The sequence below is a fragment of the Terriglobia bacterium genome, from assembly GCA_020072815.1.
GTDB lineage: Bacteria > Acidobacteriota > Terriglobia > Terriglobales > Acidobacteriaceae > Angelobacter.
The window spans coordinates 54,129-70,226 of sequence record JAIQGE010000016.1; the positions used below are offsets into that span (position 1 = coordinate 54,129).

The 16,098-nt window shown below is 58.4% G+C and carries 15 protein-coding genes; 12 read left to right on the forward strand and 3 right to left on the reverse strand.

Going from position 1 to position 16,098, the window contains the following annotated elements; all coding sequences use genetic code 11:
- Nucleotides 1-109: 109 nt before the first annotated feature.
- The gene (locus LAO20_18470; protein ID MBZ5533418.1) at nucleotides 110-838 is read right to left on the reverse strand and encodes a DUF4197 domain-containing protein; all 729 of its coding nucleotides are present in this window, start codon (nucleotides 836-838) and stop codon (nucleotides 110-112) included.
- A gap of 160 nt (nucleotides 839-998) precedes the next feature.
- On the opposite strand from LAO20_18470, the gene LAO20_18475 reads away from it, so the two are divergent.
- The 10 genes from LAO20_18475 (at nucleotide 999) to LAO20_18520 (ending at nucleotide 10,560) form a co-directional block, all read left to right on the forward strand.
- Entirely contained in the window at nucleotides 999-1,622 is a 624-nt protein-coding gene (locus LAO20_18475) for an RNA polymerase sigma factor (protein MBZ5533419.1), read from the forward strand.
- 72 nt (nucleotides 1,623-1,694) lie between these two features.
- Complete coding sequence (locus tag LAO20_18480; GenBank protein MBZ5533420.1) at nucleotides 1,695-2,057, forward strand: hypothetical protein; 363 nt, start codon at nucleotides 1,695-1,697, stop codon at nucleotides 2,055-2,057.
- 27 nt (nucleotides 2,058-2,084) lie between these two features.
- Complete coding sequence (locus LAO20_18485) at nucleotides 2,085-2,507, forward strand: periplasmic heavy metal sensor (protein ID MBZ5533421.1); 423 nt, start codon at nucleotides 2,085-2,087, stop codon at nucleotides 2,505-2,507.
- A 156-nt stretch (nucleotides 2,508-2,663) separates the two neighbouring features.
- The gene (rfbC, locus tag LAO20_18490) at nucleotides 2,664-3,242 is read left to right on the forward strand and encodes a dTDP-4-dehydrorhamnose 3,5-epimerase (GenBank protein ID MBZ5533422.1); all 579 of its coding nucleotides are present in this window, start codon (nucleotides 2,664-2,666) and stop codon (nucleotides 3,240-3,242) included.
- Nucleotides 3,243-3,384: 142 nt separating this feature from the next.
- Nucleotides 3,385-4,614, forward strand: a complete 1,230-nt coding sequence (locus tag LAO20_18495) for a lipopolysaccharide biosynthesis protein (protein ID MBZ5533423.1) — start codon at nucleotides 3,385-3,387, stop codon at nucleotides 4,612-4,614.
- Nucleotides 4,615-4,719: 105 nt separating this feature from the next.
- A complete protein-coding gene (locus LAO20_18500) occupies nucleotides 4,720-6,288 on the forward strand; it encodes a flippase (GenBank protein MBZ5533424.1) in 1,569 nt (522 codons plus the stop codon).
- 16 nt (nucleotides 6,289-6,304) lie between these two features.
- Nucleotides 6,305-7,729 (forward strand): O-antigen ligase family protein, encoded by a 1,425-nt coding sequence (locus LAO20_18505; protein MBZ5533425.1) that lies wholly within the window; start codon nucleotides 6,305-6,307, stop codon nucleotides 7,727-7,729.
- Between the two features lie 67 nt (nucleotides 7,730-7,796).
- On the forward strand, nucleotides 7,797-9,014 hold the full coding sequence (locus LAO20_18510; protein ID MBZ5533426.1) for a glycosyltransferase: 1,218 nt from the start codon (nucleotides 7,797-7,799) through the stop codon (nucleotides 9,012-9,014).
- Nucleotides 9,011-9,895: a dTDP-4-dehydrorhamnose reductase gene (gene rfbD / locus LAO20_18515; GenBank protein MBZ5533427.1), complete on the forward strand. Its 885-nt coding sequence runs from the start codon at nucleotides 9,011-9,013 to the stop codon at nucleotides 9,893-9,895. The genes LAO20_18510 and rfbD overlap by 4 nt, the downstream gene beginning before the upstream one ends.
- Nucleotides 9,896-9,936: 41 nt before the next feature.
- Nucleotides 9,937-10,560 (forward strand): methyltransferase domain-containing protein, encoded by a 624-nt coding sequence (locus LAO20_18520; GenBank protein ID MBZ5533428.1) that lies wholly within the window; start codon nucleotides 9,937-9,939, stop codon nucleotides 10,558-10,560.
- Between the two features lie 76 nt (nucleotides 10,561-10,636).
- Here LAO20_18520 and rfbA read toward each other — a convergent pair whose 3' ends face one another.
- Nucleotides 10,637-11,524, reverse strand: a complete 888-nt coding sequence (rfbA, locus tag LAO20_18525; protein MBZ5533429.1) for a glucose-1-phosphate thymidylyltransferase RfbA — start codon at nucleotides 11,522-11,524, stop codon at nucleotides 10,637-10,639.
- Nucleotides 11,514-12,590, reverse strand: coding sequence for a dTDP-glucose 4,6-dehydratase (gene rfbB, locus LAO20_18530; protein ID MBZ5533430.1), 1,077 nt, complete (start codon nucleotides 12,588-12,590; stop codon nucleotides 11,514-11,516). The genes rfbA and rfbB overlap by 11 nt, the downstream gene beginning before the upstream one ends.
- 913 nt (nucleotides 12,591-13,503) lie before the next feature.
- On the opposite strand from rfbB, the gene LAO20_18535 reads away from it, so the two are divergent.
- Complete coding sequence (locus LAO20_18535; GenBank protein MBZ5533431.1) at nucleotides 13,504-14,256, forward strand: VWA domain-containing protein; 753 nt, start codon at nucleotides 13,504-13,506, stop codon at nucleotides 14,254-14,256.
- A gap of 109 nt (nucleotides 14,257-14,365) precedes the next feature.
- Nucleotides 14,366-16,093: a protein phosphatase 2C domain-containing protein gene (locus LAO20_18540; protein ID MBZ5533432.1), complete on the forward strand. Its 1,728-nt coding sequence runs from the start codon at nucleotides 14,366-14,368 to the stop codon at nucleotides 16,091-16,093.
- Nucleotides 16,094-16,098 lie beyond the last annotated feature (5 nt).

The following is a 16,098-nucleotide window of genomic DNA, read 5'->3' on the forward strand; positions in this document are numbered from 1 at the left end:
AATCAGCATGGAGGCTGGGCCAGCAGGTCCAACCTGAACCTGATGGTTAGTGCGGGCTGCCGGGCGCGGCGTTACAAGAAAAAAATCAAAGTCCTGGACGGCGACGTGATTATTTGCGAAGGCCGCCGAATACCTCTTTAAGCAGCGCCGTGGTCTGGGCGGCCGGGTCCTTGCGGATTTTTTTCTCTTCTTCGCCCAGCATGTAAAAAAGGCCGTCCAGGGCCTTGGCGACGATGTAGTCGTCCAGGCTGAAACTCTTGTCCTTGGCCAGCGGTGCGGCGATGGAGTTCTGCATCAGCTGGTTGTATTGCTGCACCACGCCCACCTTTTCCATGGACTTGTGCACAATGGGCGCGAAAGTCTTGGTCAGTTCGGGTGAACTGGTGCGCTTGAAGTATTCCGTTGCGGCCGTGTCACTGCCGCCGGTGAGGATCTTGCGCGCGTCGTCGAACGTCATTTTGGTCACCGCGCGAAGAAAAATTGCCTTGGCTTCGGGCGCGGCCTGCTCGGCGGCGCGGTTCATGCCGACTTCCAGCTCGTCCACTTGGCTGCCCCGGCCGATCATGCGCAGGCCTTTGCCCACGGTCTGCAATTTGGGAGGCAGCAGGATCTTGATGGCTTGGTTCTTCAAGTAGCCGTCCGGCCGGCCCGTCTTGGCCACGGCTTTTCCGGTGCTGACCTTGAGCGCTTCCTTCAGGCCGGAGACGACTTTGTCATCGCTCAGATTGCTGCTGTTGGAGACTCCAATTTTCTCTTTGAGTTTGTCCAGCGGCGACTGCGCAACGGCCACGGAGAAAGGAACAAATACCAGCAAGAATCCTGCAATTGATTTCTTCATGAACAGCCCCCGGTCTTCACGCAATCATAATAGTTAGAGCACGACGGGGCCGCAAATGTGTCACGTCCCGCGCGCATTTCCTCGCCTGGCCGTGTCATATAAGATCGCCCGATAACTCACCCATACCATGAAGACGAACGCGAGCCAGCCCCGGAACGATATGCATCTCGCTGATTTACCGGACGAAGATTTGCGGGGAGACGATTTGCAGAAGGACGTCTTGCAGAAAGAAGCTTTGCAAAACGAAGGCTTGCCGCGAACGGCCGTTCGCGATGACGACCTGCGGGGAGAGCTCGAGCGGCTCCATCCCCAAAGCTTTGGCTGGGCGCTATGGTGTTGCCGCCAGCGGCGCGAAGATGCGGAAGATGTGCTGCAAACCGTGTACCTCAAGGTGCTGGAGGGCCGCGCCCGATTTGACGGCCGCTCCAGTTTCCAGACGTGGCTCTTTGGGGTGGTCCGCAACACCGCGGCGGAGCAGCGCCGGCGACGATGGCTGCGTGATGCGCTGCTGCTGAAGTGGTTTTTGAACGAGCCGGAAGCGGCCGCGCTGCCGGGTCCGGAAGCGGCGTTGGGCGAGGCCGGCCGCAATCGCGAGTTACGCGCTGCGCTGGCTCAACTGCCGGAGCGTCAACGCGAAGTGCTGCATCTGGTCTTCTACCAGGAGTTGACGGTGGAAGAAGCGGCGGTGACTCTGCGCGTCTCCGTGGGAACGGCGCGCACCCATTTTGAGCGCGGCAAGAAGCGCTTGCGCCTGATTTTAGCGAATGAAGATTTTAGCGAATAGAAGATTAGCGAATGACGATTTTGGCGAATGAGGATTTTATTGGATCGGATTATGCCGAACAAAGGAAGCACCATGAAGTCAAATGACTCAAACAATGACCGCGATCTGCGAGAGCGCTTCGCTGCCCTACGCCGGGAAGACGCCTCGCATGCGCCGGATTTCGATGTCGTGCAGCGCCGTGCGCGCCGCGGACGGCCGGCTTGGAGCAGATGGGCCGCTGCGGCGGCCATGGTGATCGTCGCCGCAGTATTGCTGGTCAAGTTTTATCCCAGGCCCGCGCCGCCAACGCAGTCCATTACGGAATGGAAGTCGCCCACGGATTTTCTGCTGGAAACGCCTGGCCGCGGTCTGCTGCAGACGCCGTCGTTTGGTCCATGGGCGACCGAGCCGCCGCCGGCGGAAAGTCCCACGCCGGCCGGCAAAAAGAAGAGTTGAAATCAATTCATTGGGGAGGAACCAATAATGAAACGCGCTGTCTCTACCTTGACCTTGTTGTTGATGCTGCTCTTGCCCGCCACCGCCCTGCGCGCACAGGGTCCGAACGCCGAGGACGTCTTCAAACACGTGCTCGTTGCTCCCGAGCTCATCATGAAGTACCACAACGAAATCGGGCTCGACGAAAACCAATCACGCGCGATCAAGGAGCTGATCCAAAAGTCGCAGAGCAGATTCCTGGACTTGCAATGGGAAATGCAGTCTGAAGTAGAAAAGCTGGTCAAGCTGCTGAGCGCCCGTCCTTCGGACGAAAACGCCGTGCTGGCGCAGGTGGACCGCGTCCTGAACCTGGAACGCGATATCAAGAAAGCCCAGGTTTTACTGATGGTCCGCATCAAAAACACGCTGACTCCGGCCCAATTGGACAAGCTCACCGAATTGCGGCACTAGGCATAATCACCGGGTGTTGCAAGAAAGCGTTCGCCGTCCCGCGGCCGGCTCTTTGGAGAGAATGCTATATTTACTTGGCTTTCCAAAGTTCAATTCAGGCGCTCACGTCCTTGCGCTGGGCGCCTGGAACAGCATTCTTCTGGAGCCGGCCGTCTCATGCCCTTTACCATAGAATCCGTCCACTTGAATGAAGTTGTGATGGTGGCGCCGCAAGTGTTCGGTGACGCGCGCGGCTTCTTCATGGAGACCTACCGCGCCGACCAGTTTCGCGAGCTTGGCCTTCCCACCGAATTCCAGCAGGAGAACCAGTCGCGCTCCAGCAAGGGCGTGCTGCGCGGCCTCCATTTTCAGTATGACCCGCCTATGGGCAAGCTGATGCGCGTGGTGCAGGGCGCGGCGTTCGTGGTGGCCGTGGACATCCGCAAGGGTTCTCCGACTCTGGGCCGCTGGTTCGGCGCTGAGCTGTCGGCGGAAAACAAGAAACAGATGTGGGCGCCCTACGGCTTCGCCCGCGGATTCTGCGCCCTCGCCGACGGGACCGAGGTCCTTTACAAGTGCACCGCCATTTACAACCCAAAAACGGAGGGCGGGATCTACTTTGCCGACCCGGCTGTGGGCATCCCCTGGCCCACGGACCCGGCTTCCGCCGTGACCTCAGAACGCGACCGCAACGCCCCCACGCTGGCGCAATGGCTGGCCTCGCCGCTCTCGGAACACATCAAGTATCCTGGGTAGTCACTGGCCTAAGGACTGCAAAGCTGCTTTACCAGCAATGTATACTCATAGCATCCTGCAGCAAGCGAGGTCCGCCGAAATCTGACTGATGCCAACGGGGAGAGCTATAAACGAAGTCCTAATTGAGGAAGAAAAAGAGCCAGTGCCCAGCGCCGGCGCTGAAAGAGTGCGCGACTGGCTGTCTGCCGCCGACTTTCTCTGGTCGCGGCGGCTGCGGGTGCTTGGGTGGGCGATTGCCGGGACCCTCCTGTCCGCGGTGCTTACCTACAAAATCTGCAAATTTGAAGCCACCGTGCAAATCATGCCTCCGGACAGCGGGGGCGGCGGCCTATCCGCCCTGGCGGCGACTGGCCTGCTCAAATCGCCCGGCATGGCGGGACTCGCGGGCATGGCCGGAGACATGCTCGGCATCAAGAGCACCGGTGCGCTGTTCATCAAAGTGATGCAGAGCCGCACCGTGGAAGACAAACTGGTTGACCAGTTTGATCTGCGCAAAGGGTGGTTCGGCGAAGTAGCCCGGGAAGACGCGCGCGAAAAATTGCTGTCGCGGACCACCATTGTGGAAGACAAGAAAAGCGGCGTGATCAGCGTGACGGTGCGCGATCGCAACCAGCAGAAAGCCGCGGACCTTGCCGGAGCGTATGTCCATGAACTGGACGCGGTCATGCGCAAGACCAGCACCTCGGCGGCCGGCCGGGAACGCGAGTTCATCGAAGGGCGGCTGGCGGAAGAGAAGAAAGCCCTGGACGAATCCGAGCAGAATTTCAGCCAGTTCGCCAGCAGCTCCATGGCGCTTGACGTCCCGCAGCAAACCCGTGTGATGGTGGAAGCGGCCGCGCGGCTGCAGGGAGAGATGATTGCGGCGAAGGCCGAGCTGGAAGGCCTGGGGCAGATCTATACTGCGGAAAATCCCCGCGTCAGGACGCTCCGCACCCGCGTGAATGAGCTGCAGAAGGCCATGGACCGGCTCAACACGGGGAGCACAGGCAAACCCGCGGCCGGTGATTCGCCCAACAGCCCGTATCCTTCGGTCAAGAAGCTGCCGCTGGTGGGCGTGGAGTGGGCCAACCTTTATCGCAACACAAAGATTCATGAAACGGTGTTCGAACTTCTGACGCAGCAATACGAAGTGGCCCGGATCCAGGAGGCCAAGGACATCGCCACGGTCAAGATCCTGGACGCGGCGGTGGTCCCGGAAAAAAGGCACCCCAGCCCCACGCTGGTGATCGTCCTAGGCGCACTGATCAGCGCGCTTCTGGCTTGCTGCGGGCTGTACATGCAATACCGGTGGCTACAGCGGGGCCCTGACGATCCCTGGCGCATTTTGATGGCGACCATCTTCCGGCGGAACAAAGACATCTCAGCCACGTAGCGACCGGCGCGAAAAGGAAAAAGGCAAAAGAGAAGCTGAACAGGTTTTGAATTTCTAGCGGACCGCGCCAGTAAGGCCCGCATCGCAAAAATCATTCGAGCATTCATGAACACCCCGTCCTTGCTTCCGCCGGTCGAGTCCCCTGAGGTAGCGGATACCTCTCCGCCTCCGCGAGCGGCGCAGCTGACCAGCGCCCGCCTGCTGGCCGGCAATACTCTTTGGAGCCTGGTGGGCGTGTGCTCCCCCGCGCTGGTCGCCGTCTTCTGCCTGCCGGTGCTCACTCGCTTGCTGGGGACGGACCGCCTGGGCATGCTGACTCTGGCCTGGGTGGTGGTGGGATATTTCGGACTCTTTGATTTCGGCCTGGGACGCGCCCTGACCAAACTGGTGGCCGAGAAACTGGGCCAGGGCGAAGCGGCAAAAATCCCGCCGCTGGTGTGGACGTCAGTGGTCCTGATGGGCGGGATTGGCCTGATCGGCACGGTGGTGATGTTCGCGCTCTCGCCGTGGATTGTGCATTCGATTGTAAAAGTGCCGGCCGGCCTGCGCGACGAATCACTCACGGCCTTTTACTGGCTGAGTATCTCCATTCCCATTGTGGTGATTACCGCGGGGCTGCGCGGAGTGCTGGAGGCCCTGCAGAAATTTCGCCTGGCCACGGCCATCCGCGTCCCTCTGGGCATTTTCACCTATGTGGGTCCGGTGCTGATCCTGCCTTTTTCGCGCAGCCTGGTGCCGATTGTGGCCGTCCTGGTGGCGGCGCGCGCAGCGGCCCTCATCGCCCACTTCTGGGCGTGCTTCCGGGTGCTGCCGGAATTGCGGCGGTCCTGGCAGTTTGACCGCGCTTCCGCCGGCCCGCTGTTCCGCTTTGGCACCTGGATGACGGTGAGCAACATTGTTGGACCCATGATGGTCACCTTTGACCGCTTCGTCATCGGCGCGCTGGTTTCCGTGACGGCGGTGGCTTATTACGCTGTGCCTTCTGAAGTGGTTAGCAAGTTGATGTTGTTTCCCGCCGCGCTGACCGCGGTTTTGTTTCCGGCTTTCTCCACGGCCCACGCCGGCCAGCGCGAACGGGTTTCTTTTCTGTTTGAATCCAGCGTCAAGCTGATCTGCGTGGCCATGTTCCCGATCATTCTCGCCGTGGTGGTTTTTGCCCCGGAAGGCCTGCGGCTCTGGCTGGGCAACGATTTCGCCCAGAACAGCGCGTGGGTGGTCCGTTGCCTGGCCGTGGCCATTTTCGTGAACAGCGTGGGCCAGGTGCCGTTTGCCCATCTGCAAGCCGCCGGGCGGCCGGACATCACGGCCAAGCTCCATTTGTTTGAGCTGCCTCTGTACATTGCAGGTTTGCTGGTACTGGTAAGGATGGCCGGCATCCGTGGCGCCGCCCTGGCCTGGCTGCTGCGCACTACCGTGGATTCCGTCCTTATGTTCGCGTTTTCACAACGAGTGGCCCCGGAAAACAGCGCGGTGGTCGCCAAGCTTGGTTTGCTGGCAGGTGGCGGAGTGCTGTTTCTCGCATTGGGAGCCGTGGAGATGGCGCTGACGTTGAAGGTGCTGGCCATGGTGGTCATGACCGCCGGCTCCGCGCTCCTGCTGTGGCGGTGGGCCCTTTCGCCGCGGGAAAAGACTTTGCTCAGCTCGCTGATGAGAGGCACCAATGCCGCCGGCTGAACATCGAGGGTTGGCGATGAGGAATCGCGTCGCGGGTCTTTCGGTCCCTGATCCAACGCCGGTGCTGTTCCTGATCGCCGCGGCGTCAGCCCTGTTGTATTCCATGGAGAGCATGCGCTGGGCCGCGCTGCTGCTGCCCGGAATTATCCTGCTGCCGGCGATTGTCTATCTTCTCTCCAACAACCTGGCAATCGCCCTGGGCACGCTGATGGCCAGCGCCGCCATGCCCCGTTTCTTCCTGGAAGTCGGAACGCTCAAGGCGCGCCCCGAACACATGATCACCGGGCTGCTGTGCCTGGGAGCGGTCATTATTTACAAACGCAATCGCGAACCGCTGCGCTGGATTTTTCCTGACGTCCTGGTGCTCGCTTTCGTTGCCTTGAATACTTACAGTTCGTTATTCAAGTCCCCTGCGCCCAGCCAGACGATCAAATGGTCCATTCAGCAGTCGCTGGTGGTGGTGACGTATTTCCTGGTGCGCTTGCTGGCCGGCAACCGCGAGCGGTGGCGCCAGGCCGTCCGCATCATGCTGCTGATCGGCGCAGCCGAAGCGGTGTACGCGGTGATTTGTTTCTATTCCAGCATGTTCTTCGGCAGTGAATTTGGAGTTGAGCCGGGACAATACGAAACCATCCCAGGGATTTACGCCACGCAGTATGAAGCCAACATTCTGGGATCGTACAGCGGCGCGTGCCTGATCATCATGCTGGTGATGTATTTCCGCGAGCGCGAAAGAAAATTCCTCTGGGGCATCGCCTGCACCTTTGCGGGACTGCTCATAAGCCTCTCTCGCGCTGCCATAGGCGCCACCGTCTTGGCCCTGTTCGTTCTGGCGGTCTATGCGTTCGCCACCAAACTGGCGAGCAAGGCGGCGCTGGCCAGGGTGGCGGCGGCCGTCCTGGCGGTCTGCCTGGTGCTTGGTCCTGCGGTGTGGCCCCTGTACGTGGACCGGTTCAGCACTCTGGATGTTTCCGATCCGTCCGCGGACGCCAATACCAAGATCCGGCTGCTGATGACCGGAGAAGCCATCGCCGATATCCTGGAGAGCCCGGTGTTTGGCAAGGGCACCGCGAGCTTTCAATTGACATTTGACTATTCGGACATCGGCTACGGCGACCTGGGTGTGGCCGGCTCCATTCCCAATACCGAGATCAGGATTCTGCACGATACCGGCGCCATCGGCTTGGCGGTATTCTTATGGTTTGTCGCTGTGGTGACGGTGCGCGCCGGCAAGCTGGCCTGGCGCACCGCGAATCCGGAGTTGGCCGGCCTGCTGCTCTCCAGCGTGGTTTACCTGATTGCTTTCCAGGCCACCGACGCCAGCATTTTGGCTTTTCCCTGGATTCACATTGGATTAATCGCGTCATACCTGGCCATGCAAACCAAGCCGGGTGAAAAACCGGCATTGTTCAGCGGCGAGAGCGCGCGCGAATTATCATAGCCACGCAGCCGGGCCAAGCCCTGAATGGCAAAATAAAAGACGGCGAGTTGCAAACACGAAAAGGTTGATGACGAAACCGGCAAATCCCGAACCGCGCAAGCTGCGCATCGCCATCTGCGGCGGGCGCGGCATCCCTTCGTCCTACAGCGGTTTTGAGACGTTTTTTCTTGAGCTGGCACCGCGCCTGGCGGCGCGCGGTCACGACGTCATTGTCTATTGCCGCAAGTCGCTCTTTCCTGAACGGCCTCCAACCTACCAGGGCGTGCGGCTGATCTACCTGCCCAGCATTGAAACCAAGAATCTGGGCACTTTCACCCACACTCTGGCCTGCATGATGGACGTGCTGCGCCGCGACGTGGACGCCTTGCTGGTCACCAACGTGGCCAACGCGTTTCACTGCATCATCCCGCGCCTGTTTCGCAAGCGATGCGCGCTGTGCGTGGACGGAATCGAATGGAAGCGAGGCAAATGGGGCGCAGTGGGGAAAGCCTACTTCTACATGAACGCCCGGATGTGCGGAAAGATCCTGCCCAAGGGCATCATCACGGACGCCTACGCAATGCGCGATTTGTATCTCGACAAATTCAACACGCCCTCAGCGTGCATCGCGTACGGCACCAACCTGGGCGTTTCGACTGACCCGGATGTCGTCCGCCAATACGGTTTGGAGCCCGGAGGCTATTACCTGGTTCTGGGCCGCCTGGTGCCAGAGAACAGCGCGGACCTGGTGGTGGAAGGATTCAACCGCGCGGACACCAAACGCGTGCTGGCCATCGTAGGCGACGCCAACTACAAGAGCAGCTTTGTCGCTGCCTTGGAATCTCGCGCGGGGAGCCGCGTGCAGTTTCTGGGACGCGTGGACAACCCGGCCCACGTCAAGGAACTTTATTGCAATTCTTACGCCTACATCCACGGGCACACCGTGGGCGGGACCAATCCGGCGCTGCTGCACGGACTGGGATACGGCACTTGCGTGCTGGCGCGCGCGAATCCCTTCAATGAGGAAGTGCTGGCCGGGCACGGGATTCTTTTCAACGACGCCGCTGATCTGGCGGAGAAGATCGGATTCATTGAGAAAAATCCCGCGGTGGCCGCCGACTATCGCCGCCGCGCACCGGAGCGAGTCCGCCAGGCCTACCTCTGGGAACACATCGCCGACCAATACGAGGAATTCTTCTTCCAATTGGCGGACGGACAAGACCCCACGCGCGTCCACTCCAGCGTGCATCAGGTTGCTCGCCAGTTGCGCGAAGAGGTGCCGCAAACCGGGGGTGCCGTGCGATGAGGGTCGCGGTGCTGGGCGCGAACGGCCAACTGGGGCACGACGTTACCGCCGCATATATTGCTGCGGGCGAAGAAGTCTTTGCGCTCACCCACCAGCATTTGACGATTGAGTCGCTGGAGTCGGTGAAGCAGGCGCTTGACGGCGTCCGTCCTGAAGTCGTGGTGAACACCGCGGCGTTTCACCATGTGGAGCGATGTGAAACCGAAGTTCAGCGGGCCTTCGAGGTAAATGCGCTGGGCGCACGCAACGTCGCGCTGGCCAGCGTGGCCTTGGGAAGCCGGCTGGTGCAGATCAGCACGGACTACGTGTTTGACGGCGCCAAAGGCGCGCCTTACGTGGAAGAAGATCTGCCGCGGCCGCTGAACGTGTATGCCAACAGCAAACTCGCCGGCGAATACTTTGTGCGCGGCGCCAATCCCCGGCACTTCGTCATGCGCGTTTCCGCCATCTACGGCCTGCATCCCTGCCGGGCCAAAGGCGGCCTGAATTTTGTTGACACCATGCTGAAGCTGGCCCAGGAACGCGACCGCCTCCGCGTGGTGAATGACGAATTTGTCAGCCCAACCTCCACCGTGGAGATTGCCCGGCAGGTGGTCGCGCTGGGCCGCACGGAAGAGTACGGGCTGTACCACGCCACCGCCGAGGGCAGTTGTTCCTGGTATGAGTTTGCCCAGACCATCTTTGCACTCACCGCAACGCGCGTCGCTCTGGAACCGGCGTTGCCCGGAGAATTCGGCACAAAAGTGACCCGTCCAAAATATTCCGTGCTGGAAAACCGCGCGTTGAAGAACAAGTCACTCAACTTGTTCGGCCACTGGAAAGACGGGCTGAAAGCGTACCTGGCAGCGCGGGAAAAAGCCAACGTCGTGGCGCGAACCTGAACACCGCCGGGTTGCCCTGTTCCTGACTGCAAATCTGGATCATGTCAGGTACAATCCCCGAGCGCACCATGCATCCCAAAGATTTCCAGAAGCCGCTGCGAGACTTCTTTCGGAAACGCCGCTTCAAGACTTTTCTGGCGGATTACCAGGCGTGCAGGACCATCCTTGACGTGGGCGGCTTCCGTTGCACTTGGGAACTTATTGGGCGGACTGACGGCGTCACGCTGTTAAATATCCAGAATCCTGAAGACAAAGACGGGTTTGACCACATCCTCGCTTCTGCTTTGGCCATGCCGCTCCCCGATAAGTCGTTCGATCTGGCATTTTCAAACTCGGTGATCGAGCACGTGGGCAGCGAAGAGAACCAGTTTCAGTTCGCCAAAGAAATGATGCGAGTCGGCAAAAGGATCTACTGCCAGACGCCTTCGCGGCTCTTCCCCATTGATCCCCATCTGACCACTCCCTTTCTTCATTGGCTGCCCGTCCGCTGGCTCACACCTACTTTTCTTCGCTACTTCACGCTCAACGGATGGCTGTGGGGAAAGCCTTACGAGTACGACGTGACGTGGATTTCAAAAGCCAAGTTGCGCAAGATGTTTCCCGGCTGCAAGATCAAAACCGAGCGCTTTCTCCTGCTGCCGAAATCATTCATCGTGACCAGCTAGACAGCGATTGCTGTCTGATCTTTTGCGGCGGGAATACGAAGTTGGGGCTGGGGCCAACTTGGTTGTGCGCAGCCGGCTAGAACGCCGGCCGTTCGAGAAGACTCAGCAGGTACTCGCCATAGCCGTTCTTGGCCAGGGCAGCCGCCAGAGTCTGCAATTGCTGGCGATCAATAAATCCCAAACGGAAAGCGATTTCCTCCGGGCAGGCCACCTTCAAGCCTTGCCGCTTTTCAATGGTCTGTATGAACAGCGCGGCTTCCACCAGGGAGTCGTGGGTGCCGGTGTCCAGCCAGGCCGTGCCGCGGCCCAGGATTTCCGCGTGCAGCTGGCCCCGCTCCAAATACCAGCGGTTCACGTCAGTGATTTCAAGTTCGCCGCGGTGCGAAGGCTTGACTCCCGCCGCGACCTCGGCAACCTGTTCGTCGTAGAAATAAAGTCCGGTCACCGCGTAGCGCGACTTGGGGTCTTTTGGCTTCTCCACGATCTTCAGCGGTTCGCCTCGCTCGTCAAATTCGATGACGCCATAACGTTCCGGATCGTGCACCGGGTAGGCGAACACAGTGGCGCCGGCGGTGCGGCCCGCGGCTTCCTGCAAGGTCTTGGAGAGATCATGCCCGTAGAAAATGTTGTCACCCAGGACCAGCGCGCTGGGATGGCCTTTGACGAAATCTTTGCCGATGATGAACGCCTGCGCCAGGCCTTCCGGCGCCGGCTGCACCGCGTAGCGGAGATGAATGCCCCATTTGCTTCCGTCGCCCAGCAGCTCTTCAAAGCGGGGTGTGTCCGCCGGAGTGGAAATCACCATGATGTCCCTGATCCCCGCCAGCATGAGCACGCTCATGGGGTAATAGATCATGGGCTTGTCATAGATGGGCAGCAGTTGCTTGGAAATGGCCTGCGTCACCGGATAGAGGCGGCTGCCGGACCCGCCCGCCAGAATAATTCCTCGCCGCTTAGTCGCCATGGTCCCCCGAGTGATGCTGTCCCGCATGGTATTGAAGGTCCAGCCAGTCACGATAAGCGCCGCTGGTCACATTCTCAATCCAATTTTGGTTTTCCAGGTACCAGGCAACTGTCTTGCGCAAGCCGCTGGAGAAGCTTTCTTGCGGCGACCAGCCGAGTTCCTTGCGGATCTTCCTGGTGTCCACGGCATAGCGGCGGTCATGGCCGGGGCGGTCTTTGACAAACTCGATGAGCGACTCGTAGCGCGTTCCCGGGCGCAGCTCAGACAGGATTCCGCAGATCTCGCGGACCACGTCAAGATTGCTGCGCTCGCAGTTGCCGCCGATGTTGTAGGTCTCACCCACCACGCCGCGATGCAGCACCTGGCGCACGGCTTCGCAATGGTCGCCCACGTGGAGCCAGTCGCGGATGTTCAGGCCGTCGCCGTAAACCGGCAGCGGCGCGCGCTTGAGAGCGTTGCAGATCATCAGCGGGACCATCTTCTCCGGAAACTGGTAAGGCCCGTAATTGTTCGAGCAATTGGTGGTCAGCACCGGGAGGCCATAGGTGTGGTGAAAAGCCCTGACCATGTGATCGGATGCCGCCTTGGACGCCGCGTAAGGGCTGTTGGGAGCGTAAGGAGTGGTTTCCATGAAGGCCGGGTCATCTGGGCCCAGCGATCCGTACACCTCGTCGGTGGAGATGTGAAGGAAGCGAAAGTCCTGGCGGGCGCCGTCGGGCAGCGTCGTCACGTACTGGCGAGCTTCCTGCAGCAGATGGAACGTGCCTTCAATGTTGGTGCGGATAAAATCTTCCGCGCTGTGGATGGAACGGTCCACATGGCTCTCCGCGGCAAAATGGACGATGGCCCGGGGCTGCTGCGACTGTAACAAGTCAGCCACCAGCCGGCGGTCGCCGATGTCGCCGTGGACAAAAGTGTGGCGCGGATCGTTGGCGACGCTGGCCAGGTTGGCCAGGTTGCCGGCGTAGGTGAGTTTGTCCAGATTCACCACCGGCGAATCTTCGCGGCGCAGCCAATGCAAAACGAAATTGGATCCAATAAAACCGGCGCCGCCGGTGACCAGGATTGGCTTCAAAAAGTGCGCTCCGTGAAGCAAAGATTTCTATTGAATGGCGGATGAGGCAGTCACGAGCGAAACCGTCTCCGCCCCCTAATTCCCTGGTAACAGGGAATAATACAGGGAAATTCGCACGCGTGGGTAGCCCACACGAGAGAAAGCGCGCTTCCTGCCTGCATTCAACTCTCCTGAAGCGATACCATCCTCAAATCGTAACAGGGAATGAACAGGGACTTATCAGGGGACTTAACAGGGAAATGTCAGGGGACACCAAGGACACAACTGTCTGTGGCCACAATGTTTAGGTGAGAACCGACTATCCGACCAAAGCGGAGGGTCCGAGCATTCGTCCTGGATGACGGGCATCCGGAAACGACCGCTTCAATTCTCCGGATTGCTGACACCAGGAACCAACCTTGGCGCCTCCCAAAAAGCCCGTTTGTGGCCAACCTCCGGTTGGCCGACAACCCGTGCGCGACCGGGAATCCCGTCGCCGCATGACGACCAATCGCCCAATCCGAGCCAGCTGCGCGCATCCGGCCCTTTTTATCACTGGAGAGATTGTGCAAAAGGGTTTAGATCTGGAACTCCGTTTCTCATGAAGAGGTACTGTCGCCTATTTGGGAGCATTCTTGAGAGCACCTGAAGGCGGTTGCTGTGTTATGTGCTACTTAGAACGGCTCCGAACTCTGGCAAGCAGCACAAAGTTTTCTGCCCAAACCATCAAGTATCACGTCAGGCTAAATGGAAAAGATTGACCGCCCAACTTAGAAATGATAACCTCCAGCATCCCAGATCACATTTCAAAGCTGCGTAACCGCGTCTGTGCAAATAAATCAGTGTGTGAGCAGTCCAACCAAACATGAACTAGAAGTTTCTTTAAGGTTTAGCTCAGTCTAAGATACGAGGAAGTGAGATTGCGATGGGACATTATGAAAAGGAAGCAAACGGCCGACACCCGGGGTTAATAATTTACCTGCTCGATATAAGTGGCTCGATGGCCGAACCATTTCAAGGTGCAAGGAAGATTGACTACGTGAACCGTGCCCTGGCCAGCACGCTGCAGCGGATGATTCAAAGATCAACTAAAGGCAGGGTTATTTCACCGCGTTACCGCCTGGCAATGTGTGCATATAGCGACCAAGCGTTAGACATGCTCGGCGGGATACGAACGATCGATGAGGTCGCGGCGATGGGTAATCCCACGCTGTCGCCAACTAATAGCACTGATACCCACGCCGCGTTCCTGTGGGCGCGCGATCTTCTTAGGCGCGAACTGCCAAACCTGTCAGGCATGCCCGCGCCCATGGTTTGTCATCTGACGGATGGTGTATACACTGCTTCCGATCCGGAACCTCTGGCACATGAGATCATGCAAATGTCGAATGATGACGGGCATGCATTAGTCGAGAACATTTATGTTGGCCCTGATCTCACAGACGGCACGATTGGGAAAATTGAAAGCTGGCCTGGTCTTACGGATGATTCCCAGCTTCGAAACACATACGCCAAAAAGCTCTTTCACATGTCATCCTCTCTCCCCAAGAGTTACGCCAACATGATCAAGGATGAAGGTTATGCAATGCTGCCAGGCTCGAGAATGTTGATCCCAGGCAGCAACAGCGAACTAATCGAATTGGCATTCACGATGTCTGGGGCGACCCCGGTGGGATAGGGGCAACCGTACGGGCAATTATTAGTTCCGATCTCTTAGCTGCCCGCCAAACAGTGCAATTCGAGAACTTGGTCGCTGCGAAGCTTTGCGATGAAAGGTCACTATACAAGTGGAAAAGCTCATCCCAGGTGTTCTTCATGACAGTCGCGTGGTTTGGGCACATCCGGAACGTGGCGGTATTCAGTTTTTTCGTGGGGTAGTTCATCTTAAAAAAGGTCTGACTCTGGAGGTGCAGCTCGGATATCGTCGATACATCGACTTTGACAAGACAAATGCTAGTGGACAAGATGCGGCTGGAGTCCGTTTTGACGATTCCTTTCTTGTGGGCGTTATTGCGGATGGAGTATCGCAATCCTTTTTTGGAGATCTGGCAGCAACGCACGTTTCGAAGTGGCTCCTTGACAAGCTGTGGGAAAATCGAGAATACGCGCCGGAAATACGTGATCTTGAGAAGGGACTCGGTGAGCAGGAAAAGGTTCTAGCTGCAGTCGTTGAGGCGTACTCTATCAATGATGTTGAGATGCCTATGCTTCGCACTGCCCTGGAAAGCATGAGGAAACTGGGTTCCCAATCCGTTTTTTCCGCTTTCATTTGGGATCTATCAAAACAAACGGGGTCCTTCTATCAGGTTGGAAATGTAGCGGCTAGGATTTATTGTCGTGACAAGTCGCCGGAGTTATTCCAGGGAACGAACGGCAGGTGGTCCAGCGCACAAAAGAGCAAGCTCCAGCTCTCCCAAATTCCTTTGGGAGATTGCGTTGGGCTTGTGCTCAGCTCTGATGGCGTCGAGAACAGTTGGGCTGCGCGTGACCCTAAGGAGTTAACGCAAACGGCCTTCACTGAAGTCGCCGAGCCCATGGCGGCGGTCGATGACGTATCTTTCGTCTCTGCATTCATCAGGAAGACCGGGGTCGGCGCAAAAGCTGTCCAGCCGGGAAGAACTCTTGAAAAGCCACCAGTGCACCGAACTCCCGATCCACGGCGGGTCTCGCCAGATTCATCGACCAATTTAGGAACTGATTCAACTCACGGGCAGAAGACAGAGGCTGTCAAGTCGCCGATCACTCCCGATGAACATTTCAGTCGCGCGTTGGCCCAACGACTATCGAAAAGTCGCAACGCAAGTTCTGTAGGTCGACTGCCTCTTTGGAACTATCTTAACGGCTTCGTGCAGGGGGCCCTTTTCGCTCTGCTTCTGGCCTCTGTCACAATAGGTTATTTCTGGATTGAAAATCGAGTTAGCTTTGGACGGGAGGCAGATCGGCTCAGACCGTCTGTCGCATCTAGTGACGATTCAGGGACTAAGAAGTCGGTCGTTGTTCCGGCTCATAACGATCCGGCGGGTTCCTCTGGTCCTGCCGGAGTGGGCGTAAAGACTGCGCCTCAGGATGCCGAAGCCTCCCCGGATGGAGATCCTTCGAACAGCAAAGTTACTGCGTCACCTGGCAAAGACAAGACTTCACCCATCCGAGCACGGGTTGTTAAGGAATGGACCACGGAAGACTTTCTGGCCCGTTATCGAAGTTCCATGGCACCTCGGTTGCAAGGATTTCTGAAATCACCCGACCATGGAATTGTATTGCGGATTTCCTTGTCCACATCATTGGCAACTAAAGTCGATTTAAGAGATGGCTCCCAGTTGCTGTTCAAACACCCAGTTAGCTCTGGCGAAACTGTTTTTTTCGATGGCAATCCCGCGTTCGCCACAAAAAAAGACAAGATTGTGCATCTGCGGCTGTACCGCAAAACCGGAGGTCCTGTGGTCGATCTGCCAACTACGCTCAAGCCAGGTATCAGCTGTTACGAGCTTGAAATTCTACAAGGAGAGATCGAATAGCAGAC

Coding starts and splice junctions, on each gene's coding strand:
- LAO20_18475 (MBZ5533419.1), top strand. CDS start 999: ATGCATCTCGCTGATTTACCGGACGAAGATTTGCGGGGAGACGATTTG.
- rfbD (MBZ5533427.1), top strand. CDS start 9,011: ATGAGGGTCGCGGTGCTGGGCGCGAACGGCCAACTGGGGCACGACGTT.
- LAO20_18480 (MBZ5533420.1), top strand. CDS start 1,695: ATGAAGTCAAATGACTCAAACAATGACCGCGATCTGCGAGAGCGCTTC.
- LAO20_18485 (MBZ5533421.1), top strand. CDS start 2,085: ATGAAACGCGCTGTCTCTACCTTGACCTTGTTGTTGATGCTGCTCTTG.
- rfbA (MBZ5533429.1), bottom strand. CDS start 11,524: ATGGCGACTAAGCGGCGAGGAATTATTCTGGCGGGCGGGTCCGGCAGC.
- LAO20_18510 (MBZ5533426.1), top strand. CDS start 7,797: ATGACGAAACCGGCAAATCCCGAACCGCGCAAGCTGCGCATCGCCATC.
- LAO20_18500 (MBZ5533424.1), top strand. CDS start 4,720: ATGAACACCCCGTCCTTGCTTCCGCCGGTCGAGTCCCCTGAGGTAGCG.
- LAO20_18520 (MBZ5533428.1), top strand. CDS start 9,937: ATGTCAGGTACAATCCCCGAGCGCACCATGCATCCCAAAGATTTCCAG.
- LAO20_18535 (MBZ5533431.1), top strand. CDS start 13,504: ATGGGACATTATGAAAAGGAAGCAAACGGCCGACACCCGGGGTTAATA.
- LAO20_18505 (MBZ5533425.1), top strand. CDS start 6,305: ATGAGGAATCGCGTCGCGGGTCTTTCGGTCCCTGATCCAACGCCGGTG.
- rfbC (MBZ5533422.1), top strand. CDS start 2,664: ATGCCCTTTACCATAGAATCCGTCCACTTGAATGAAGTTGTGATGGTG.
- LAO20_18470 (MBZ5533418.1), bottom strand. CDS start 838: ATGAAGAAATCAATTGCAGGATTCTTGCTGGTATTTGTTCCTTTCTCC.